The organism is Chitinophagales bacterium, from assembly GCA_016787225.1.
Classification (GTDB): domain Bacteria; phylum Bacteroidota; class Bacteroidia; order Chitinophagales; family JADJOU01; genus CHPMRC01.
Genome location: JAEUUY010000008.1, coordinates 20,935 through 38,511 on the forward strand (window position 1 = coordinate 20,935; position 17,577 = coordinate 38,511).

Sequence of the window (17,577 nt, forward strand, 5' to 3'; positions counted from 1 at the left end):
TTCTTCTTAACTTCGCATACTTATGTCAAAGGAATTACATGCAATAGTGGTAGGAGCTAATGGATTGGTAGGAGCGGAACTTACTAAGCTTCTACTTGAAGACAATTTATACAGTAAGGTGACTCTTGTTGTCAGAAGATATTTGGATTTCGAACATGAGAAGTTAGAGACAAAAATCGTAGATTTTCGGGATATACATAAAGATTGGAATGTTTTTGTTTGTGATCACCTATACTATTGTCTGGGAACTACGAAATCAAAAACATCGAAATCTGAAGAATACCAAAAAGTTGAATTTGATTATTGCATTAATATCGCGAAAATTGCTCACCACAATAAGGTAAATAAATTCCTTTATATAAGCTCATCTGGTGCTAGTCCTAATTCTTGGTTTACATATTTATCTTTAAAAGGAAGAACGGAGAATGCCCTCATTAAAGTAGGTTTTGAATCGTTACATATATTTAGACCCTATGTGTTGATAGGTCCTCGCTCTGATTTTCGATTTTGGGAGTCCATCGTACAGTTTGTATTGAGGATGTTTAATTTTTTGATGGTCGGGTTCTTGAAAAATATAAAAGGAATGCCAGCAAACCAGTTAGCTAGGGCTATGATACACAACGCTAAACTTAGCTCTAAAGGAGTTTTTATTCATTCAAATAAAAGTATTCATGACTTTTTTCCTAAGAAATAGTATTGCTTTTATACTTTTTTTCTTAGCACAAAATGTATCTGCGCAGTTTGAAAAAATGTCTGTACGCAATACTTCTATTGAGTATGAAAAAGATCTCATCGCCGACACTACTGCTCATTATTTGAAAATAATGTTGTGCGGAGACTTGATTCATAAAAGTCAGCTGCTAAAAAAATATGCCCATACAAAGACTGGTCAGTACAATTATCGAAGCTGGTTCAGACAGGTAAAACCTTTGTTCTTTTATCCAGATTATGTTGTAGGTAGTCTGCGTTCTTTTTTTCCCAATAGAGCCAATATTACTACGTTCCCAAATAGTGCCCCTGATGAGTTTTTGGCAGAATTAGAATACACCGGATTCAATGTTTTGATGATGTCAAATGCCGATGCATTAACGGATAGGGAGCACCTGAATCAAATGACTTTAAAAAAGCTAAATTATACGGATATCTTTAGAGTAGGTTCTTATAAAGATACTCTCGATAAGAAATCTAATTTTCCTTTAGTTTTAGAGAAAAAGGATATGAGAATTGCGTTTCTCAATTATTCTTGCGATTCTGTACTCTTAGACCTGCCTTCTCATCAGGTCAGTTTTTTCCATTTGGATTCTATACAAAGAGACGTAAAGAAGTCCAAGGATACCATGTTAGCTGAATATGTTATAGCATATATTGATTGGGCTGGGCAAGACTCTTTGAAGCTAGGTAAAGTTGTCGAGCTACTCAATATGGGTATAGATATAGTAATAGGAACTGGAGGTGGTGAAGCTTTCACAAGTGCAGATTTACTGACTTATTCTGATGGTTCATTAAAGTTACATGTAGATAATATAGGTTATTTTAATGCAGAATCTAATGAAAGAGAACGCGATAAATCCGCAGTGGTAGAGATTGTATTGCGGAAAGATAAGGCTACGAAAAGGGTTACGACACATGATATGGGTTTCATTCCCATTTGGACTCTCATAGATCATGAGCGGTATGCGGTATTGCCTATTTCAAACATAGAGGAAAAGCATATAGAAGATGTAAATTTAAATATAGTTCAATATTCTACAATGAAAGTGGCTTTAACTGATTTGAGATATGCGTTTTTTGATAAAATACCAGAACTTCATTATGACTTTAACGATCGAATAGTAGAGAATGTGGAGCAAACTGCATTTATCAGAAAGACGCTCATGCGCGAACAAGATAAAATCAATGAAGTAGTTAAGGAAAAGGCTGTAGATGAATATGTCAAACTCTTTGGTTCTAAACCTCCACCGCATGGTTCGCTAGATATTCCATACGAGGATATTTGGGATATGTATCCAAAGAAGCCAAGGAAAAAACAAAGTGAAAATGTAAGGGATACCATTGAATTGTACGGTGTTAAAGATGAGTTATCTCCTAGAGGTATAGTCAATATCAAAGCCAATCATAAGCACTATCAGCGAGAAAGAGTCAGAGTGCTTACTGCTAGAGAAAAATTTGTTATAGATTCTATCCGTCAATACAATGAGCGATTTATTGTAGTAGATAGTATTGCAGAACTTAAAAAAATGCTTAAGAAAAAGAAACAAGATAGTCTACGAAGACGAGATAGTATGTTTCAGGCGAGTCTAAATCCAAATTATAAATCTACCTATAATCCCCAACCAGAAATAGTAAAGGCACCAGAATATAAGCCTATTCCTAAATCTGGAGTTTATACCCAAGCAGAAGCTACTCGTGAAGGAAATTTACCGGTTCGTAATATTGAAGAATATTTTCTGGTGCAAATATTTACCCTTTCTAGCAAGAAACCAATAGACCTAGATAAGTACCCGTATCTTACAGGATATGAGATTAGGTATGAGGATGGTTTTTATAGGTATTACATAGGTCGCACCAATTCTAAACTCTTGGCCATCGAGTTATTAAAAAGTATCAAAGCAAAAGGTCATCCAGATGCTATTTTAGTTAAATATACTGATGGGGTCCGGACTACGGTAAAAACCAATTATTAGATGCATATCATTTCTGAACCAGGATGTCAACTATTCAAAATGGTAGCTTTGTTTCCTGTAGGGCGAGTTTCGGAGTCAAAGCGAGGCTTGACTCAATCCGTGACCGCTATGATGAAAAAGGCTACCTTAGCACGATCTAGTAAAAAACTTCATGAGTATTTAGACAGATATAGTATCCAAATTGAGGTCTATTCTACTCCCACGCATATCACTGCTCAGCTTCATTGTCAAGCGAAGTTTATTGATAAATCAATCCCTGTTTTTTTTGAAATTCTATTTCAATCCAAATTTTTAAAAAATCACTGGGAAATAGTGCGACATCAAGTGATAGATAATATTAAACAACAAGAAAAGCAAACAGATTTTTGGGCAGATAAACTCCTTTCAGAGCACTTATTTGGATGGAATCATCCTTATGGCTATTATAGTCAACCTTCCGATTATCTAAATATTCAGATAGATCAGATTCAGGATTTTTATGCTACTCATATACAAATTCAAAGGCCAGAATTTTTTTTAGCAGGTGACGATATTCCTATAGCCCAAAAGATCATAAATTCTGAGATTAAGAAGTATCCACTGCAAAAAAATCAAAAAAAGCCAAGGGTAAGATTAGTCCATACTTCACCTGGTATTATGGAAAAAAAGTTGGAGGGTAGTTCTCAGGCTTCAGTAAGACTTGGGAAAATTTTTCAAAGAAAATCTTTCAAAGACTTTCAAACTTTGGAATTAATGACGGTATTTCTTGGAGGATATTATATGTCTGCATTAATGAAATTACTGAGGGTCGAAATGGGCATTACTTATGGTGTCTACGCGCATCTAAATCACTTTTTTGATGTTTCTGTTTTGCATATTGGATTTGAAACAGACATGAAGAATGTCCCCGAATCACTCAAAGCAATATCGGAGCTTTTTGAGCGTTTATCTAAGGAGCAAAGGTTAAAAATCGGCGAAGCAGCCAAAGAATACTATAGTCAATGGTCAAAAAACTCTGAAAAATCATTACAAGAAATTATGTATAAGGTACGAATGTTTAAGCTCGGGTACAACTACACAGAATATTGTCAATGGATCAATTTATTGGAAGGTATTCCAAAATCTAAATCCATTTCCATAGATCCTACTATTTTTGATATAAATACCTATTCAAAATCTGTTGTGTATTGAAAAAGTTATTTTTTCTTGTCTTGTTTTACAGTTTAGTATTTGAACTACTTGGTCAATACAAAGCTCCTATTCTGACATGTGTTACAAGAAAAACTGCTGGAGGTGCTTCGAATGAATTAGAATGGAAAGATCCCAACGAGACTTGTGGAGCATTTCAAAATTTTGAAATTTATCATGCGACAACTAAATCTGGACCATATACCTTACTCACTACAATTACTAACTTAACTACCACTACCTACAATCATCTAGGTATTAATGCCAGTAGTACCAATTATTACTACATGACCTCCAAGTATAATTGTGCGGGTTCTAGTTCTTTCTCTGACACCTTGAGCGATACGCTTATGCCTTATCCTAGATTACTCGCTATTTCTATTGAAAATAATTTCCCCGTTTATAAATGGCTACCAGTTCTCGACCAAAAAAAAATCTGGGCTTATGTCTTAATTAATTTTGGTTCGTCCTTTATAGATACCGTAATAGGACGCGAAAAAACAGAATACATAGACTCCTCCTTTCAAGCCAGTTCAGGGGTATATACTGGACATATGGTCGGCTCATTGAGTGCCTGTGGTGAAAAGGGACTTTCTCCTCCTATTTTTAGACATAGACCGGTTTTTCTCAGTCTTGCGAGCAATCCCTGTGAGGATGAGATTGAAATTGCCTGGACTAAATATCAGGGCTGGGGTCCTAATGACGAAGTAAAAAATTTTGAAGTCTATATCAAAAAGAATAGTGGAGCAGAAGAATTAGTGGCTACGACAGACTCTTCTATACGGACCTTTCGATATAAAGACTTCCTATTTGGCGATACCTTGTGTATTCGTATTAAAGCCCTGCATCCTAGCGAGCCTACCATACATTCTTTTTCAAATCAGCTTTGTTTTGTATCGAGTAAATCTCAGGTTCCTGAGCTCCTTCAGGCTTTAAGTGCTAGTTATATCGATAATTATAAGATACGTGTACGATGGTATTGTTCACTAGACGCTATTCCTAAATCTTTTGATTTATTGGTGATAGATCCACGGAGTGGTTCTGTTCTTCGAACTATAGAAAAAGTAAAATATGAATCTGAAGGGAATGGTTTTTATTCCTTCCTAGATTCTTTTGGGGAATCATCCAAAGCAGTAGCATACCGAGTGAGATATGAAGATTTGTGCAATAATAAAAGTGCTGGAGGACAAGTAATTACGAATTTTATGACAATCAATCAAATAGGGCTTTATAAAACTGAATTAAAGTGGCCAAAAGCCTATTTTCATGATTCTATTCTGTATTCAAAGCTTAAGTATGAATTATATTTTTCTACAGATGGCATGAGCTATAATAAAATAGCAGAACCTAGTATATCAGACTTTAATTATGAACATAATACTGAAAATTATTATCAGACCGAGGGCAAATTTTGTTACAGATTGGTCATCAATTATAAATTTGATACCTTGAGGTTTATTCATGATAGCTCCTTTACCATGATCTCTCCTAGTCAATGTATCGATATGCGTACAGTTCTATGGATGCCAAATGCCTTTAAAATAAATGGTGTAACTCCTGTTTTCAAACCGAAGATGTTCTTTTTTAATTCATCGGTTTTCAATATGAAAATTTTTAATCGCTGGGGGAAACAAATATTCGAATCCAATGATCCTAATCTCGGATGGAATGGCTATACTAGCAGTGGACAACTAGCTTCTGAGGATAGCTATGTGTATTTAGTGTCGTATCTAGGCAATGATGGAGTAAAGGTGGAGAAGACAGGCACCTTTACCTTACTGAGATAAGCAAAGGACCCGTTAAATTGCTAGTTTTTCAATAGACTTATCAAGAAATTCGTAATAACGAATTATTCATTAATCCCAAAATAGAAAATTTTATTCTTATTTTTATCATATTGAGCGATAAATGGAAAGGTTTCAGTTTCGCTTTGTAAGCTACCTCTAAATTCTATATTTTGTGGTTCTGATGCATGCGAGCTAAATCCATCGAAAGTAACGTCCGTAATAGTGGCAGTAGATTGAATTTGTTCGTTCACTGTATTGAGTTTAAATAATTCTTCTAATGAAATCTTATCGAGGTCTACATAGCGAGCGTTGTGCTGATTTCGTCCACCTAGAAAATTTTGTAAAAAATTTGCGGTTAAGTTCATTCCGATTTGATTCATTCTAAGGTCTGCAATCGGGTAGTTATATTCCGTGACTTGCTGATTAGCGTGAATTTTGACCTTTACCTGTTCAATGGAGTTCTTTTTAACGATCTCTCCAGCTGTATCTATGAACTGAAGTGCAGCAGAGGATGATTGGAAGTCAAATCCAATGAGAGGAGGAATATTATAATAAATATCGATAATGACAGAATCTTTTGATTTATGAATAGTCAAATTGTCGGCACCGAGGTTTAGTTTCAGATATTCGCTAGTATGATTGTAAGGATTTTCCTTGCAAGCAAGGATTATACAAGCTAAAGTAATAAGAATGATGTTAGGAATACGCATGGATTTTTTTAATTTTTTATTGCCTCAAAAGTAGAAACGAATTAGTAACTAATTTGGTATAATTTAAGGCTAGACAAAAGCTTATATAAATTTAAATTAGGGTCTGCTGAAAAACGCCAAAACAATGGATAGCCAAAAGATTGCAAAAACTTTTCCCCCTGAAAATGCAAATTGTAAAAACAAGTTTACTAGAGTTCACGCCCAAATATCTTGCATTTACCGACAAGATTTTTAGGCTACTCAGAAGCACACCAGCTACTTCGCCATCTTCTACCAATAGCGGTTTTAAAATGGTCCAACCCATTTTAATACCTTGCTATGGTAAATGCCGTAGCAGTATTTGTTTAGTACAATGAGCCATGCGACATTGGACTATTACTAATACGCTTACGGTATTCACCTCGCAGTATGTCTATACAACTTCGGCTTGATTGCTCGTATTTGTCGCACTTCTGAATTTTTCAGCAGACCCTAAATTATCTAAAGCGACCTCGAAGCTGCGTTTTTATCTGAGGTTTTATGAATTATTCTAAGTTAAATGTTCAAATTCTTTAATTTTGCCCAAAAATTTTCCTTCATGAGCCAGAATTATGCATCTCTAATAGGTGATCAAAAAGCAGACCTATTACTAAACTTTTCAAAACCAGCTATTGATAAAAGTTTGATACACAAGCCAAGTGGAGATTTTGTCTCAGAAATTTGGTCACATAGCAATCGCAATATTCCTACCTTAAGAAGCCTCGAGCAACTATATGGAAATGGTAGATTAGCTAATACAGGATATATGAGTATATTGCCCGTGGATCAAGGAATTGAGCATAGTGCTGGCGCTTCTTTTGCGCCTAATCCGATTTATTTCGATAGTGAAAATATAGTAAAACTAGCGATAGAAGCTGGTTGTAATGCGGTGGCCTCTACCTATGGGGTATTAGGCTCTGTCGCTAGAAAATATGCACATAAAATTCCATTTATCGTTAAGATTAATCATAATGAGTTCCTGAGTTACCCAAATACCTATGATCAAGTGATGTTTGGGACTATCAGAAGTGCTTGGGAAATGGGCGCAGTGGCGGTAGGTGCTACCATATATTTCGGCAGTGAAGAAAGCAGAAGACAGATCGTAGAAGTAGCAGAGGCATTCGAATATGCGCATGAATTGGGCATGGCTACGGTTTTATGGTGTTATACCAGAAATAATGCATTTAAAGTAGACGGTGTGGATTATCATGCTTCTGCGGATTTGAGCAGCCAGGCAAATCATTTAGGCGTTACCATTCAAGCTGATATTATCAAGCAGAAATTACCTGTAAATAATGGTGGTTACAAAGCGACCAAACATGGAAAAACACATGACAAGGTTTATTCTGAATTGACATCAGATAACCCTATTGACCTTTGCCGATATCAAGTGGCAAATTGTTATATGGGTCGTGCGGGTTTGATCAATTCTGGGGGTGAGTCAAAAGGTGCTTCGGATATGGCTGAAGCTATTGAAACAGCTATTATTAATAAAAGAGCTGGAGGTCAAGGATTAATTCTTGGTAGAAAAGCTTTTCAGAAAGATATGAAGGTAGGAGTAGAGCTAATAAATGCTGTCCAAGATGTATATTTAGATAAAAAAGTCACGATTGCATAATTTTGGTTCGAAACTTTAGAAAAAAAGGACTGTTGAAAAACAGTCCTTTTTTTATGTGAATTCATGTGAATAAACTGTGAATTACTGCATTGAATTATTCGTGTTTATTCATTGTATTTGCCAACTTTCAAATGCCTAGTTTTTTCGGTATTCTCTTCTCTTCTTTCTGATTTCTGACATCTTCGCATCTTGCTCATTGTTGAGAACGGAGTCTACCTTAGCTTTTGTAGCTTGCATTTCTGCTTTTCGCTGCTCTTTCGACATAGCTTTTCTAGCTTCTTTGTTTGCCTTAGCTTCTTTGTGAATCTCTTTAAGTTTGGCTTTTTGTTCTTCTGTGAGATTGAGATCCTTTCTCATCTCTTTAAGTTTGGCTTTTTCTTCTGCTGAGATTTGTCCTTTTGCAGGCTTATCCTGAGCTTGTATTACGTTTGATAAAAATGTGATCGACAGAATTAAAATAAGCTTTTTCATACATGTTAAATTTAAAAGTTGAGTAATTTTAAATCTTGGATAGGTTTTTGCATTTTAGGTTTAATTCAGGTAAAATTATTCCAAAAGTTAAGATTAAATTCCTTACTTTTGCAGCGCTTTTTAGAAAGATAAATATTTTAAAGGCAGCTTAGATGATTAATAGATTGATTTTCAGTTTTTTATTTTCGGTAATTTTCAGTTTTTTTGCCTTGGCTTCATCGGAAGTCCATGCTATAGTTGATACCGCTTCAAAAGTCGTAACAGCAACACCGGCTGCGACTCCTGTTTCAGCGGCTGAAGCTACTGATGCACATGGTAAAACATTTGATCCAGTAGGACTCATTATGCATCACATAGCTGATGCGAATGAGTTTCATATTTTAGGCCATACTTCATTGCCATTACCTGTTATTATCTACAATAAGGATAAGAAAAATTGGTTTACCACACTATCATCCAAATTTCATGCCCATCATGGCGAAGGCACCGTAGAGGTGGATGGCTATAAAATGGAACATAGCCGTGTGCACCCTGTGGATGGAAGTCATATCATTGATTTTTCCATTACAAAGAATGTGTTCGGCATGCTTTTAGGTATGTTCATTTTGTTCGTCATTTTCTTCTTAGTCAGAAAGGCTTACTCTAAGAGAGCGAATCAAGCACCAATTGGATTACAGAGTCTAATGGAGCCATTGTTTCAGTTTATAGCGCATGATATCGCTCGAGAAAATATCGGCAAGAACTATATGAAGTTTACCCCATTCCTAGTTTGTGTATTTTTCTTTATTCTTATTAATAACCTATTAGGACTTATTCCTATTTTCCCAGGTAGTGCAAACGTCTCTGGAAATATTTCTTTTACCTTAGTATTAGGGACTTTGGCTTTTATACTAATCAATTTTTTTGCAAAAAAAGATTATTGGATTCACGTATTCGCTATGCCAGGTGTTCCTAAAGTATTATTACTTATTTTAACGCCAATAGAAATTTTAGGCTTATTCATTAAACCAGCTTCCTTGATTCTGCGTCTCTTCGGAAATATTACCGGAGGTCACATAGCGGTATTGAGTATAGCTAGCTTAGTTTTCATCTTAGGCAAAGCAGGAGAGAGTGTTGGCGGTTCATTAACTGGTGGATTGATTGCTATCCCTTTATTGATTTTTGTAAATGCGATGGAGTTGTTCGTAGCTTTTCTACAAGCTTATGTCTTTACACTACTGACTTCAATTTTTATAGGAATAGCTCAAGAAGAACACGCTCATCATTAAAATATTTTCATATTAAATAACCATTAAAACTCAAAAAAATGACTGGAATTGCAGCAATTGGATGTGGATTAGCAGCGGTAGGCGCTGGATTAGGAATTGGTTTGATAGGTGGCAAAGCCGTAGAAGGTATTGCTCGTCAACCAGAAGCTAGTGGTGAAATCAGAGGTGCCATGATTATCATGGCGGCACTTGTAGAAGGTGCAGCTTTGATCGCTATTATCTTCTCTTTCTTGATGAAATAATCTCCCAAGAAAAACTAATGCGGGGCAAGGGATTGCCAAGCCCCGTATTTAATTCACCAAATGGTAAAGTAAAAACTAAAGATATATGATATTATTATTCGACGCCATGAGCTTAATAACTCCAGATTTAGGATATACATTCTGGACTTTATTAGCATTTGTAATTTTTTGGATAATCGCTGGAAAATTTGCGGTAAAACCTATCGTAAGTTCTATCGAAGCTAGAAATCAGAAAATCGAAGACGAATTATTATCCGCTCAGAAGGCTAGACAAGAGTTTGAAGCATTGAAAGCTCAGAATGACGACTTATTAAAAGAGGCCAGAGAAGAAAGACATAAACTTCTACTAGAAGCTAAAAATGATGCGGATACCTTTAGAAGTACCGAAATGGCAAAAGCTAAAGAAGATGCAGCTAGACTATTAGAGCAAGCAAAAAGCGAAATAGAGAATCAGAAAAGAGCTGCTATCAATGAAGTAAAGAAAGAAGTAGGTGCTATTTCTATAGGAATCGCTGAAAAATTGGTAAGAGAGAAATTGAATGACAATGCTTCTCAGCAGTCTTTGGTAACTAAGTTGGTGAACGAATCACTATCTTCAAATTAAGAATCAATGGCTATAGAAAAAAATAGTATTCCATACGCCAAGGCTTTATTTAGCCTAGCCACTGAAAAGAAAAACACTGCCAGTATCAAGGCAGATGTTATGGCTCTTCAATCTTTGGCTACAGAGAATGCAGAATTTAAAGATATTATCAAAAACCCAACGATTTCTGCTACCCTCATGAATGACTTGGTTCAGAAATTGTTTTCAGGCAAGCTTCAACCAGAAACCTTAGACTTCCTTCGTCTATTAATTAAAAAAGGAAGAATAGGACAGTTAGCTTCTATCTGTGAAGCGGTTGTTTTCTTTATCAATCAGTCCGAAAATTTAACTCATGTTAAATTAACCACAGCTACTGCGGTATCAGACAATGAGAAATCTCAAATTGCAAGTAAATTCCTAGGAGACAGGAAGTGTGAAATAGAAAATATTGTCAATCCAGAAATCGTAGGTGGTTTCGTATTGGAATTTGACAATAAAATATTAGATAATAGCATATCTACCCAATTGCAAACTTTAAAAAATAATTTAATAAACTAATAATATGTCCACAGCAGTTAGACCAGATGAAATTTCATCATTGCTCAAGCAACAAATTTCTAATGTAAATTTATCTTCATCATTACAAGATGTTGGTACCGTGCTTCAAGTAGGTGATGGTATCGCTCGTGTTTACGGATTGAACAACGTTCAGGCGGGTGAGCTTGTAGAATTTGCCAATGGTACACAAGCTTTAGCTCTAAATCTTGAGGAAGACAATGTCGGTCTTGTATTGATGGGTCCTTCAGAAGGTATTAAAGAAGGAGATCAGGCTAAATCTACAGGCAAAATCGCTTCTATCAAAGTAGGAGAGGGTATAGTAGGTAGAGTTGTAAACACTTTGGGTCAGCCAGTAGATGGTAAAGGTCCTATCAGTGGTGAACTTTTAGATATGCCTTTAGAGAGAAAAGCTCCAGGTGTTATCTTTCGTCAGCCTGTAAATGAGCCCCTTCAAACAGGTATCAAAGCTATTGACTCTATGATTCCTATAGGAAGAGGTCAGCGTGAATTGATTATTGGCGATAGACAAACGGGTAAAACCTCTGTCGCTATCGATACTATCCTCAATCAAAAGGAATTTTATGATAAAGGTGAGCCTGTATATTGTATTTATGTAGCTTGTGGTCAAAAGGCTTCTACGGTTGCTAATATTGTGAGAGTTTTAGAAGAAAATGGTGCTCTTGCTTATACCACTGTAGTTATGGCTTCGGCTGCTGATCCTGCTCCATTGCAGTTCTACGCTCCTTTCGCAGGTTGTGCTATTGGAGAATATTTTAGAGATACAGGAAGACCAGCATTGATTGTATATGATGATTTATCAAAGCAAGCGGTAGCTTATCGTGAGGTTTCACTTCTTTTGAAAAGACCTCCGGGACGTGAAGCTTATCCAGGTGACGTATTCTATCTTCACTCCAGATTATTGGAAAGAGCAGCTAAGGTAGTAAAAGATGATGCGGTAGCTAAGAATATGAATGACCTCCCAGATTCATTGAAGTCAAGAATCAAGGGTGGTGGATCATTGACTGCACTTCCTATTATTGAAACACAGGCGGGTGACGTATCAGCTTATATCCCTACGAATGTTATATCGATTACAGACGGTCAGATATTCCTAGAGTCTAATTTATTCAACTCAGGTGTACGCCCAGCTATCAACGTAGGTATCTCTGTATCTCGTGTGGGTGGTAATGCACAGATCAAAAATATGAAAAAAGTTTCTGGTACATTGAAGCTAGACCAAGCGCAGTATAGAGAGCTAGAAGCATTCTCTAAGTTTGGGTCTGACCTTGATGCAGCTACGAAATCTGTTTTGGACAAAGGTGCAAGAAACGTGGAAATATTGAAGCAAGATTTATTCTCTCCACTGACTGTTGAGAAGCAAATTGCTATCATTTATCTTTCTTCTAATAATTATTTAAGAAATGTGCCTATCAATAAGGTTCGTGCTTTCCAAGACGATTTCTTAAATACATTAGAAAAATCACATGCGGATGTTTTGGCATCATTGAGAACGAAGGGCATAGATGAAGTAGGTCCACAAGTAGTAGAAATAGCTAAGACTGTATTAAAAAATTACGAGAACTAGATACAAGTTACTAGTTATTAGTTGCTAGTATTGATAAGCACTTGTAACTTGGAGCTTGAAACTTGAAACTAAGTTATGGCAGGATTAAAAGAAGTAAGAGAACGTATTAAATCGGTCAAATCGACGCAGCAGATAACCAAGGCGATGAAATTGGTATCGGCAGCGAAGTTGAAAAAAGCGACCACTGCAATTACGCAGATGAGACCTTATGCAGAGAAATTGCAAGAGGTGATGAATAATATTCTGGCTACAACAGATATGTCTGAATTATCCTTAGGACTCAATGAAGTGAGACCAGTTCAGAACGTATTAGTCGTTGTTTTTACTTCAGATAGAGGACTTTGCGGTGGTTTTAATTCCAATCTTCTAAAAGCAGCTAACAGAGTTTTAAAAGAAAAGTACGCAGACCTACCTAAATCTAATATTACCATACTACCAGTAGGTAAGAAAGCTTTTGATGCTTTTAAGCGTTCGGGCTATGATTTGAATGATGAATTTTATACCTTGTTTACCAAACTTAGTTTTGAAGAGTCTGCTAAAATAGCTCAATTTATTGTTAATTCTTTTTTAAGCAAGGATTATGATAAGGTGGAGGTGATATATTCTAAATTTAAAAATGCAGCTGTTCAAGAATTCAAAACAGAAGAATTTTTGCCGATAGCCAAGGCTGAAACTTTTGCTGGTGCTAGCAAAGCAGACTATATCTTCGAGCCTAGTAAAGCACAGCTATTAGAAGAGTTGCTACCAAAAATTATCAAGACTACCTTCCATAGATTTGCGCTAGATAATAATGCCTCTGAGCATGGAGCGCGAATGGTAGCTATGGATAGTGCGACTAACAACGCAGCTGACCTCATTAAGCGTCTTGAGATCGAGTATAACAAAGCTCGTCAGGCGTCTATTACCAACCAGATTTTGGAGATCGTAGGAGGTGCAGCGGCATTGGAAGCTTAGTCTATCACTGATTATCTCTCACAGAATACACAGAAATCACGGAATTTTCGATCAAAGTCTTGTATCCTTTGTGCAATCTTTGTGCTCCTTGTGGTGAATTTTCAATAAGCTCACTTGTTTTCGCTTTCTTTTAAAACTCGTATCTAGCAACTGCTATTCGGATTTGCATAATTATCGCTTTGGTCTTCGTCAGTATGATCTAGGCATACAAAATCCTTCTCCAATATCAAAAGGAGATTCCCAAAACTATTTTTATAGGTAATCTTATCGGTGTCATTCCAGATTTTAGCTTCTTGGCTAGGAAGGAATAGCGTTATTTTGTCGTCTACAAATTGTGCTTGAAGTTCTTGGATTCCTTCTTTGGCTTCTAACCTGTACATAAAATTATTTTCTGGAAATTCCGTCTTTTCCTCTACCCAGCCTAGCTCTGAGAGTTGTTTGACTTCCTTTTTTACAAGCCGAAAGCGCACGGTGTTGTCTTTGATTCTAATTTTCATGTTTTATATTATGTGATTGGCTATAAATGTTAAATGAGTCATTTTTCAAAAATCCTATCAAAGTTATCCCAAATTCATTAGCCAATTCGACTGCCAAAGATGATGGTGCTCCGATAGCACATATAATAGATATCTTTGCCATGATGGCTTTTTGAATCAACTCAAAACTAGCTCTACCACTGAGTAGTAGAATCATATCTTTAAAGTCTAGATTATTTGTTATGAGATGGTGACCAATCAATTTGTCTAAGGCATTATGCCTGCCTACGTCTTCATATATAGAGATGATTTTACCATTTAAATTAAAAAGGGCAGAGGCGTGTATTCCGCCAGTTTGACTGAAATTGGACTGGTGTTCATTGATTTTATCCTTTAATGAAAGTAATAAAGAAGGCGAAAGTTTGATTAAATCGTTTGATGATGGTTTATGTTCAGAGACTATGGTGTGAATGGCCTCTATAGAAGATTTGCCACAAACTCCGCAACTACTGGTTGTATAGAAATTTCGTTTTAATTTTTCAAGATCAATCTTGGTATCTTCTTTTAAATGAACATTGATTTGATTTGCTACAAAAGAATTGGTTTTTTCAATTTGGTCATAGCTAGAAATAATACCCTCTGTATATAAAAATCCTAAAGCCAACTCTACGTCATAACCCGGTGTGCGCATAGTTATGGAAATAGATTGTCTTTTCTTTTCTCCATCTTCAATAAAATGTAGGCTAATCTCCAATGGTTCTTCTACTGCTAAAACATCTTCCTTCACAAGAAACTGTCCTTGTTTAAATTTAGAAATAGATACCTTTTTGGTAGAATTCATAGTTCAAATATCGGGAAAATAGTATAACTAATTGAATAATACTCGTTCTTAAGTATAATCAATGCTTTTAATAACTTCAAGATTTTTAGGAACAATTTTTGCGATTTGCAGGGTTCTTAAAATGGCTTGAAGAGAGTTTATTCCTGAATCAATTTGACTTACTAAACTTCCTTTAAATGCTTTTTTATATAATGCTAGAAAAGGCTCATAAAAACCCGTCTCTGGATTAAAATAAACATTCGCTATGGTATCGGTAGGTACTAATAATTTTAAAATGTGCTCATCTGAGAACAATGGATAGTCTATAGCTACTACTAACCAATCTGTTTCCTCATTTTTAAATGCAGAGAGTATCCCATTAATAGGACCAATATTTTCATATTGAGATAAATCTAGTATGGTAGGTAATGCATATTTGTTTTCCTTTGCAGAAATGAAGACTTTATCACAATATTTTTCTAGCATACCATAGACATATTGATATTGGGGCATACCATGATAGTCGATGAGTGCTTTGTCACTGCCCATTCTAGTAGAATAACCTCCAGCTAATACTAGTCCATTCACGATTCTAGAAATTTTTCTATAAACAAATCCAAAGAAAGTATTGCAGCATCTTCTAGTTTAAATTTCTCAATAGCTGCCGCAAGTAGGGTATTTCGTATGACAATAATGAGTGTCTTATTCGAAGATGCTCCCTTAAAATTTTGAATAAAATCTCCTAACTCTGGCTCAAAGCCTTTTCCGTCCATTTCCAATTTTCCTAGTTCATCTATAATAATCAAACTGGCAGGAGTTTTATGAAGTTGCTGCAATTTGTTTTTTACCAAATTAAAAGTAGATTTACTGAGGAAAAACTTACCAATAGCAATAGCATTTTTTTCATCGGCTTCATCCAATTCAAATGGAAGTTCTTCATCCGTATCCAAAAGAATTAGCTTGCGAGATTCATCAATATCTGGAGTAATAAAACCGTCGAAACGAGTAGAGCTCCCTTCCCAAAATTCCATAAGAGCTGTCGTCTTGCCACTTCGTATAGGAGCTGATAAAATAAAAATATTATTGCTCATTCTGCGGACTATGAAATACGTTGAGGTAAATAGAGTAGAACATGAAATTGCGTATTTTAGCAAAACCATGGTCTTTGGACACGAATTCAAAACTTCTTCTCATATTTTCTTTAATTGCAGGCATTAATGATAAAGAATGTAGAACCTTTGATTCTGATCTTTTGCTAAAATACTGCAGTATAAATCGCAATATAAAAGGGAGAATGAGTGCCAATATAAGAAACCAAGTAAATGCCTTCAGAGCATAAATTGTCCAATGTACTTTGACAGAGGAGAAATAGAAAAATAGAAAGAAAAAAATCACGGAAAATGTCATGATAACCCATATAACCTTTTTATTGCCTCTCGGTTTTTCTGAAGGCAATTGTCTTTGATTTAATAGTATGGAGGAGTCTAGTTTAAATTTTTCTATACTACCAAGAAATGCATATGCCCAATGACCAATAATCAAAGCCCATATCGTGTAGATTCCGAAATAAATAGAGGTCAAACCAAATAAAAAGTTTTCTGTAAGTTGACGATTCTTAAAAAATTTATTTACCGTAATGCTGATTCCTTGTATTAACTCATCTCTAAATATAAGGTAAGCCATGAGTGGTTTCTGAATGGCATTTTCTAGCATAACTAGGATAGCGTAAAGCAAAATCGAAAGTCGATTGACACCAATAATTGAAAATATGAGAAGTGCTAAAATGCCTTGAAAACTAACGGCAACATAAGCACCCAATGGGCTATGCGGACTGAGTGCAAATTTACATAAAAGTACAAGTCCTAGGCTACTGAGCATAGTTCTTGCATTTCCCTTAGAATATGCTGCGATAAAAACATTGATGATAACGGAAATACCTCCTATCAAAAATCCTGTCATAGGAATATGCAAAAGATGCATCATTCCACCGAGACCGCCTTCGGCAAATGCCCATAAGTAGGTCAGTCGTAGAATAGTTTCTTTATGCTCTGAATATTTTTTTTCCATACATCCATAAATTGTAAATCATTAAGAGTGGTGAAAATATAAACACAATGAAGTTCAAAATCATAGCCACCGCTAGATGCAGAATTAATTTACAAATTTCACTTATTTTCGGTAGTGATGCGCTTGGTAAAGGGTCTAATCCAATTAGGGTTTTAATTTCTTCTATGGTTGACTGCTTCAATTTTGTAACAGTTATGCATTGTTGATATAAATTGCTAGTCCTACAACCTATTATAAATGCCTTGAATGTCGGCTTAGGGTATATGAGAATACCTGCGACTAAACCTCCCGAGTTTAGCAAATAAGCAGCAAAATAATTCATGCATCCTGATGCGATTTCCCAAGCTGCAATCTCAAATTCACCCAGCAGTTCACTCTTATAGCCAGTCAATAAGTGATGTATATCATGACGCAAAACTGCTTTTCTTCTATTATCCCAATTGGGAATATAAATCTTGAAAAAACTAAAAATTTCTAGAGTAACATAACTCAATTGATTCCCACCTTCAGCGCCAAGGTTATAGTCGTAGTAAAATTTTTCAAGATGGTCGGAAATAGTTTTTTGCATA

Annotated in this window: 19 protein-coding genes; 11 read left to right on the forward strand and 8 right to left on the reverse strand. The window is 35.7% G+C overall.

Annotated features, from left to right (window positions below; all coding sequences use genetic code 11):
* Positions 1-22: 22 nt before the first annotated feature.
* The 4 genes from JNL75_02075 to JNL75_02090 are packed head-to-tail and all read left to right on the forward strand — an operon-like array spanning position 23 to position 5,638.
* Positions 23-694 carry an NAD-dependent epimerase/dehydratase family protein gene (locus JNL75_02075; GenBank protein MBL7788604.1) on the forward strand — a complete coding sequence of 224 codons (672 nt, stop codon included), beginning with the start codon at positions 23-25 and terminating at the stop codon, positions 692-694.
* Positions 672-2,684 (forward strand): CapA family protein, encoded by a 2,013-nt coding sequence (locus tag JNL75_02080; GenBank protein MBL7788605.1) that lies wholly within the window; start codon positions 672-674, stop codon positions 2,682-2,684. The genes JNL75_02075 and JNL75_02080 overlap by 23 nt, the downstream gene beginning before the upstream one ends.
* A complete protein-coding gene (locus tag JNL75_02085; GenBank protein ID MBL7788606.1) occupies positions 2,685-3,854 on the forward strand; it encodes an insulinase family protein in 1,170 nt (389 codons plus the stop codon). It begins immediately after the preceding gene.
* Positions 3,851-5,638, forward strand: coding sequence for a gliding motility-associated C-terminal domain-containing protein (locus tag JNL75_02090; protein ID MBL7788607.1), 1,788 nt, complete (start codon positions 3,851-3,853; stop codon positions 5,636-5,638). The genes JNL75_02085 and JNL75_02090 overlap by 4 nt, the downstream gene beginning before the upstream one ends.
* Positions 5,639-5,700: 62 nt before the next feature.
* Here JNL75_02090 and JNL75_02095 read toward each other — a convergent pair whose 3' ends face one another.
* Positions 5,701-6,348, reverse strand: a complete 648-nt coding sequence (locus tag JNL75_02095) for a hypothetical protein (protein MBL7788608.1) — start codon at positions 6,346-6,348, stop codon at positions 5,701-5,703.
* Between the two features lie 577 nt (positions 6,349-6,925).
* Here JNL75_02095 and JNL75_02100 point away from each other — a divergent pair.
* Positions 6,926-7,984: a class I fructose-bisphosphate aldolase gene (locus JNL75_02100; GenBank protein ID MBL7788609.1), complete on the forward strand. Its 1,059-nt coding sequence runs from the start codon at positions 6,926-6,928 to the stop codon at positions 7,982-7,984.
* A gap of 135 nt (positions 7,985-8,119) precedes the next feature.
* Here the strand turns inward: JNL75_02100 and JNL75_02105 are convergent, their stop codons facing one another.
* On the reverse strand, positions 8,120-8,455 hold the full coding sequence (locus JNL75_02105) for a Spy/CpxP family protein refolding chaperone (GenBank protein ID MBL7788610.1): 336 nt from the start codon (positions 8,453-8,455) through the stop codon (positions 8,120-8,122).
* A 152-nt stretch (positions 8,456-8,607) separates the two neighbouring features.
* Here JNL75_02105 and atpB point away from each other — a divergent pair, with 152 nt between their 5' ends.
* From atpB to atpG, 6 genes are all read left to right on the forward strand, one after another.
* Positions 8,608-9,723, forward strand: a complete 1,116-nt coding sequence (gene atpB, locus JNL75_02110) for a F0F1 ATP synthase subunit A (protein ID MBL7788611.1) — start codon at positions 8,608-8,610, stop codon at positions 9,721-9,723.
* 38 nt (positions 9,724-9,761) lie between these two features.
* Positions 9,762-9,965 (forward strand): ATP synthase F0 subunit C, encoded by a 204-nt coding sequence (atpE, locus tag JNL75_02115; GenBank protein ID MBL7788612.1) that lies wholly within the window; start codon positions 9,762-9,764, stop codon positions 9,963-9,965.
* 85 nt (positions 9,966-10,050) lie between these two features.
* On the forward strand, positions 10,051-10,569 hold the full coding sequence (atpF, locus tag JNL75_02120; protein ID MBL7788613.1) for a F0F1 ATP synthase subunit B: 519 nt from the start codon (positions 10,051-10,053) through the stop codon (positions 10,567-10,569).
* Between the two features lie 6 nt (positions 10,570-10,575).
* Positions 10,576-11,106 carry an ATP synthase F1 subunit delta gene (gene atpH / locus JNL75_02125; protein ID MBL7788614.1) on the forward strand — a complete coding sequence of 177 codons (531 nt, stop codon included), beginning with the start codon at positions 10,576-10,578 and terminating at the stop codon, positions 11,104-11,106.
* 4 nt (positions 11,107-11,110) lie between these two features.
* A complete protein-coding gene (locus JNL75_02130) occupies positions 11,111-12,691 on the forward strand; it encodes a F0F1 ATP synthase subunit alpha (GenBank protein MBL7788615.1) in 1,581 nt (526 codons plus the stop codon).
* Positions 12,692-12,766: 75 nt separating this feature from the next.
* The gene (gene atpG / locus JNL75_02135; GenBank protein ID MBL7788616.1) at positions 12,767-13,645 is read left to right on the forward strand and encodes an ATP synthase F1 subunit gamma; all 879 of its coding nucleotides are present in this window, start codon (positions 12,767-12,769) and stop codon (positions 13,643-13,645) included.
* 143 nt (positions 13,646-13,788) lie between these two features.
* Here atpG and JNL75_02140 read toward each other — a convergent pair whose 3' ends face one another.
* The 6 genes from JNL75_02140 to JNL75_02165 are packed head-to-tail and all read right to left on the reverse strand — an operon-like array spanning position 13,789 to position 17,576.
* Positions 13,789-14,142: a hypothetical protein gene (locus JNL75_02140; protein ID MBL7788617.1), complete on the reverse strand. Its 354-nt coding sequence runs from the start codon at positions 14,140-14,142 to the stop codon at positions 13,789-13,791.
* Complete coding sequence (fdhD, locus tag JNL75_02145) at positions 14,132-14,962, reverse strand: formate dehydrogenase accessory sulfurtransferase FdhD (protein ID MBL7788618.1); 831 nt, start codon at positions 14,960-14,962, stop codon at positions 14,132-14,134. The genes JNL75_02140 and fdhD overlap by 11 nt, the downstream gene beginning before the upstream one ends.
* A gap of 48 nt (positions 14,963-15,010) precedes the next feature.
* Positions 15,011-15,529: a molybdenum cofactor guanylyltransferase gene (locus tag JNL75_02150; GenBank protein MBL7788619.1), complete on the reverse strand. Its 519-nt coding sequence runs from the start codon at positions 15,527-15,529 to the stop codon at positions 15,011-15,013.
* Positions 15,526-16,032, reverse strand: coding sequence for a hypothetical protein (locus JNL75_02155; protein ID MBL7788620.1), 507 nt, complete (start codon positions 16,030-16,032; stop codon positions 15,526-15,528). The genes JNL75_02150 and JNL75_02155 overlap by 4 nt, the downstream gene beginning before the upstream one ends.
* A complete protein-coding gene (locus JNL75_02160) occupies positions 16,022-17,008 on the reverse strand; it encodes a hypothetical protein (GenBank protein MBL7788621.1) in 987 nt (328 codons plus the stop codon). Before JNL75_02160 ends, JNL75_02155 begins: the two co-directional genes overlap by 11 nt.
* Positions 16,983-17,576: a hypothetical protein gene (locus JNL75_02165; GenBank protein MBL7788622.1), complete on the reverse strand. Its 594-nt coding sequence runs from the start codon at positions 17,574-17,576 to the stop codon at positions 16,983-16,985. The genes JNL75_02160 and JNL75_02165 overlap by 26 nt, the downstream gene beginning before the upstream one ends.
* Between the last annotated feature and the right edge of the window lies 1 nt (position 17,577).

Bases quoted from the DNA above. Each gene is read 5' to 3' on its own strand.
- JNL75_02095 (MBL7788608.1), bottom strand. From the start codon at position 6,348: ATGCGTATTCCTAACATCATTCTTATTACTTTAGCTTGTATAATCCTT.
- JNL75_02155 (MBL7788620.1), bottom strand. From the start codon at position 16,032: ATGAGCAATAATATTTTTATTTTATCAGCTCCTATACGAAGTGGCAAG.
- JNL75_02140 (MBL7788617.1), bottom strand. From the start codon at position 14,142: ATGAAAATTAGAATCAAAGACAACACCGTGCGCTTTCGGCTTGTAAAA.
- JNL75_02085 (MBL7788606.1), top strand. From the start codon at position 2,685: ATGCATATCATTTCTGAACCAGGATGTCAACTATTCAAAATGGTAGCT.
- atpH (MBL7788614.1), top strand. From the start codon at position 10,576: ATGGCTATAGAAAAAAATAGTATTCCATACGCCAAGGCTTTATTTAGC.
- fdhD (MBL7788618.1), bottom strand. From the start codon at position 14,962: ATGAATTCTACCAAAAAGGTATCTATTTCTAAATTTAAACAAGGACAG.
- atpF (MBL7788613.1), top strand. From the start codon at position 10,051: ATGATATTATTATTCGACGCCATGAGCTTAATAACTCCAGATTTAGGA.
- JNL75_02080 (MBL7788605.1), top strand. From the start codon at position 672: ATGACTTTTTTCCTAAGAAATAGTATTGCTTTTATACTTTTTTTCTTA.
- atpG (MBL7788616.1), top strand. From the start codon at position 12,767: ATGGCAGGATTAAAAGAAGTAAGAGAACGTATTAAATCGGTCAAATCG.
- JNL75_02105 (MBL7788610.1), bottom strand. From the start codon at position 8,455: ATGAAAAAGCTTATTTTAATTCTGTCGATCACATTTTTATCAAACGTA.
- JNL75_02075 (MBL7788604.1), top strand. From the start codon at position 23: ATGTCAAAGGAATTACATGCAATAGTGGTAGGAGCTAATGGATTGGTA.
- JNL75_02160 (MBL7788621.1), bottom strand. From the start codon at position 17,008: ATGGAAAAAAAATATTCAGAGCATAAAGAAACTATTCTACGACTGACC.
- atpB (MBL7788611.1), top strand. From the start codon at position 8,608: ATGATTAATAGATTGATTTTCAGTTTTTTATTTTCGGTAATTTTCAGT.
- JNL75_02100 (MBL7788609.1), top strand. From the start codon at position 6,926: ATGAGCCAGAATTATGCATCTCTAATAGGTGATCAAAAAGCAGACCTA.
- JNL75_02130 (MBL7788615.1), top strand. From the start codon at position 11,111: ATGTCCACAGCAGTTAGACCAGATGAAATTTCATCATTGCTCAAGCAA.
- JNL75_02165 (MBL7788622.1), bottom strand. From the start codon at position 17,576: ATGCAAAAAACTATTTCCGACCATCTTGAAAAATTTTACTACGACTAT.
- atpE (MBL7788612.1), top strand. From the start codon at position 9,762: ATGACTGGAATTGCAGCAATTGGATGTGGATTAGCAGCGGTAGGCGCT.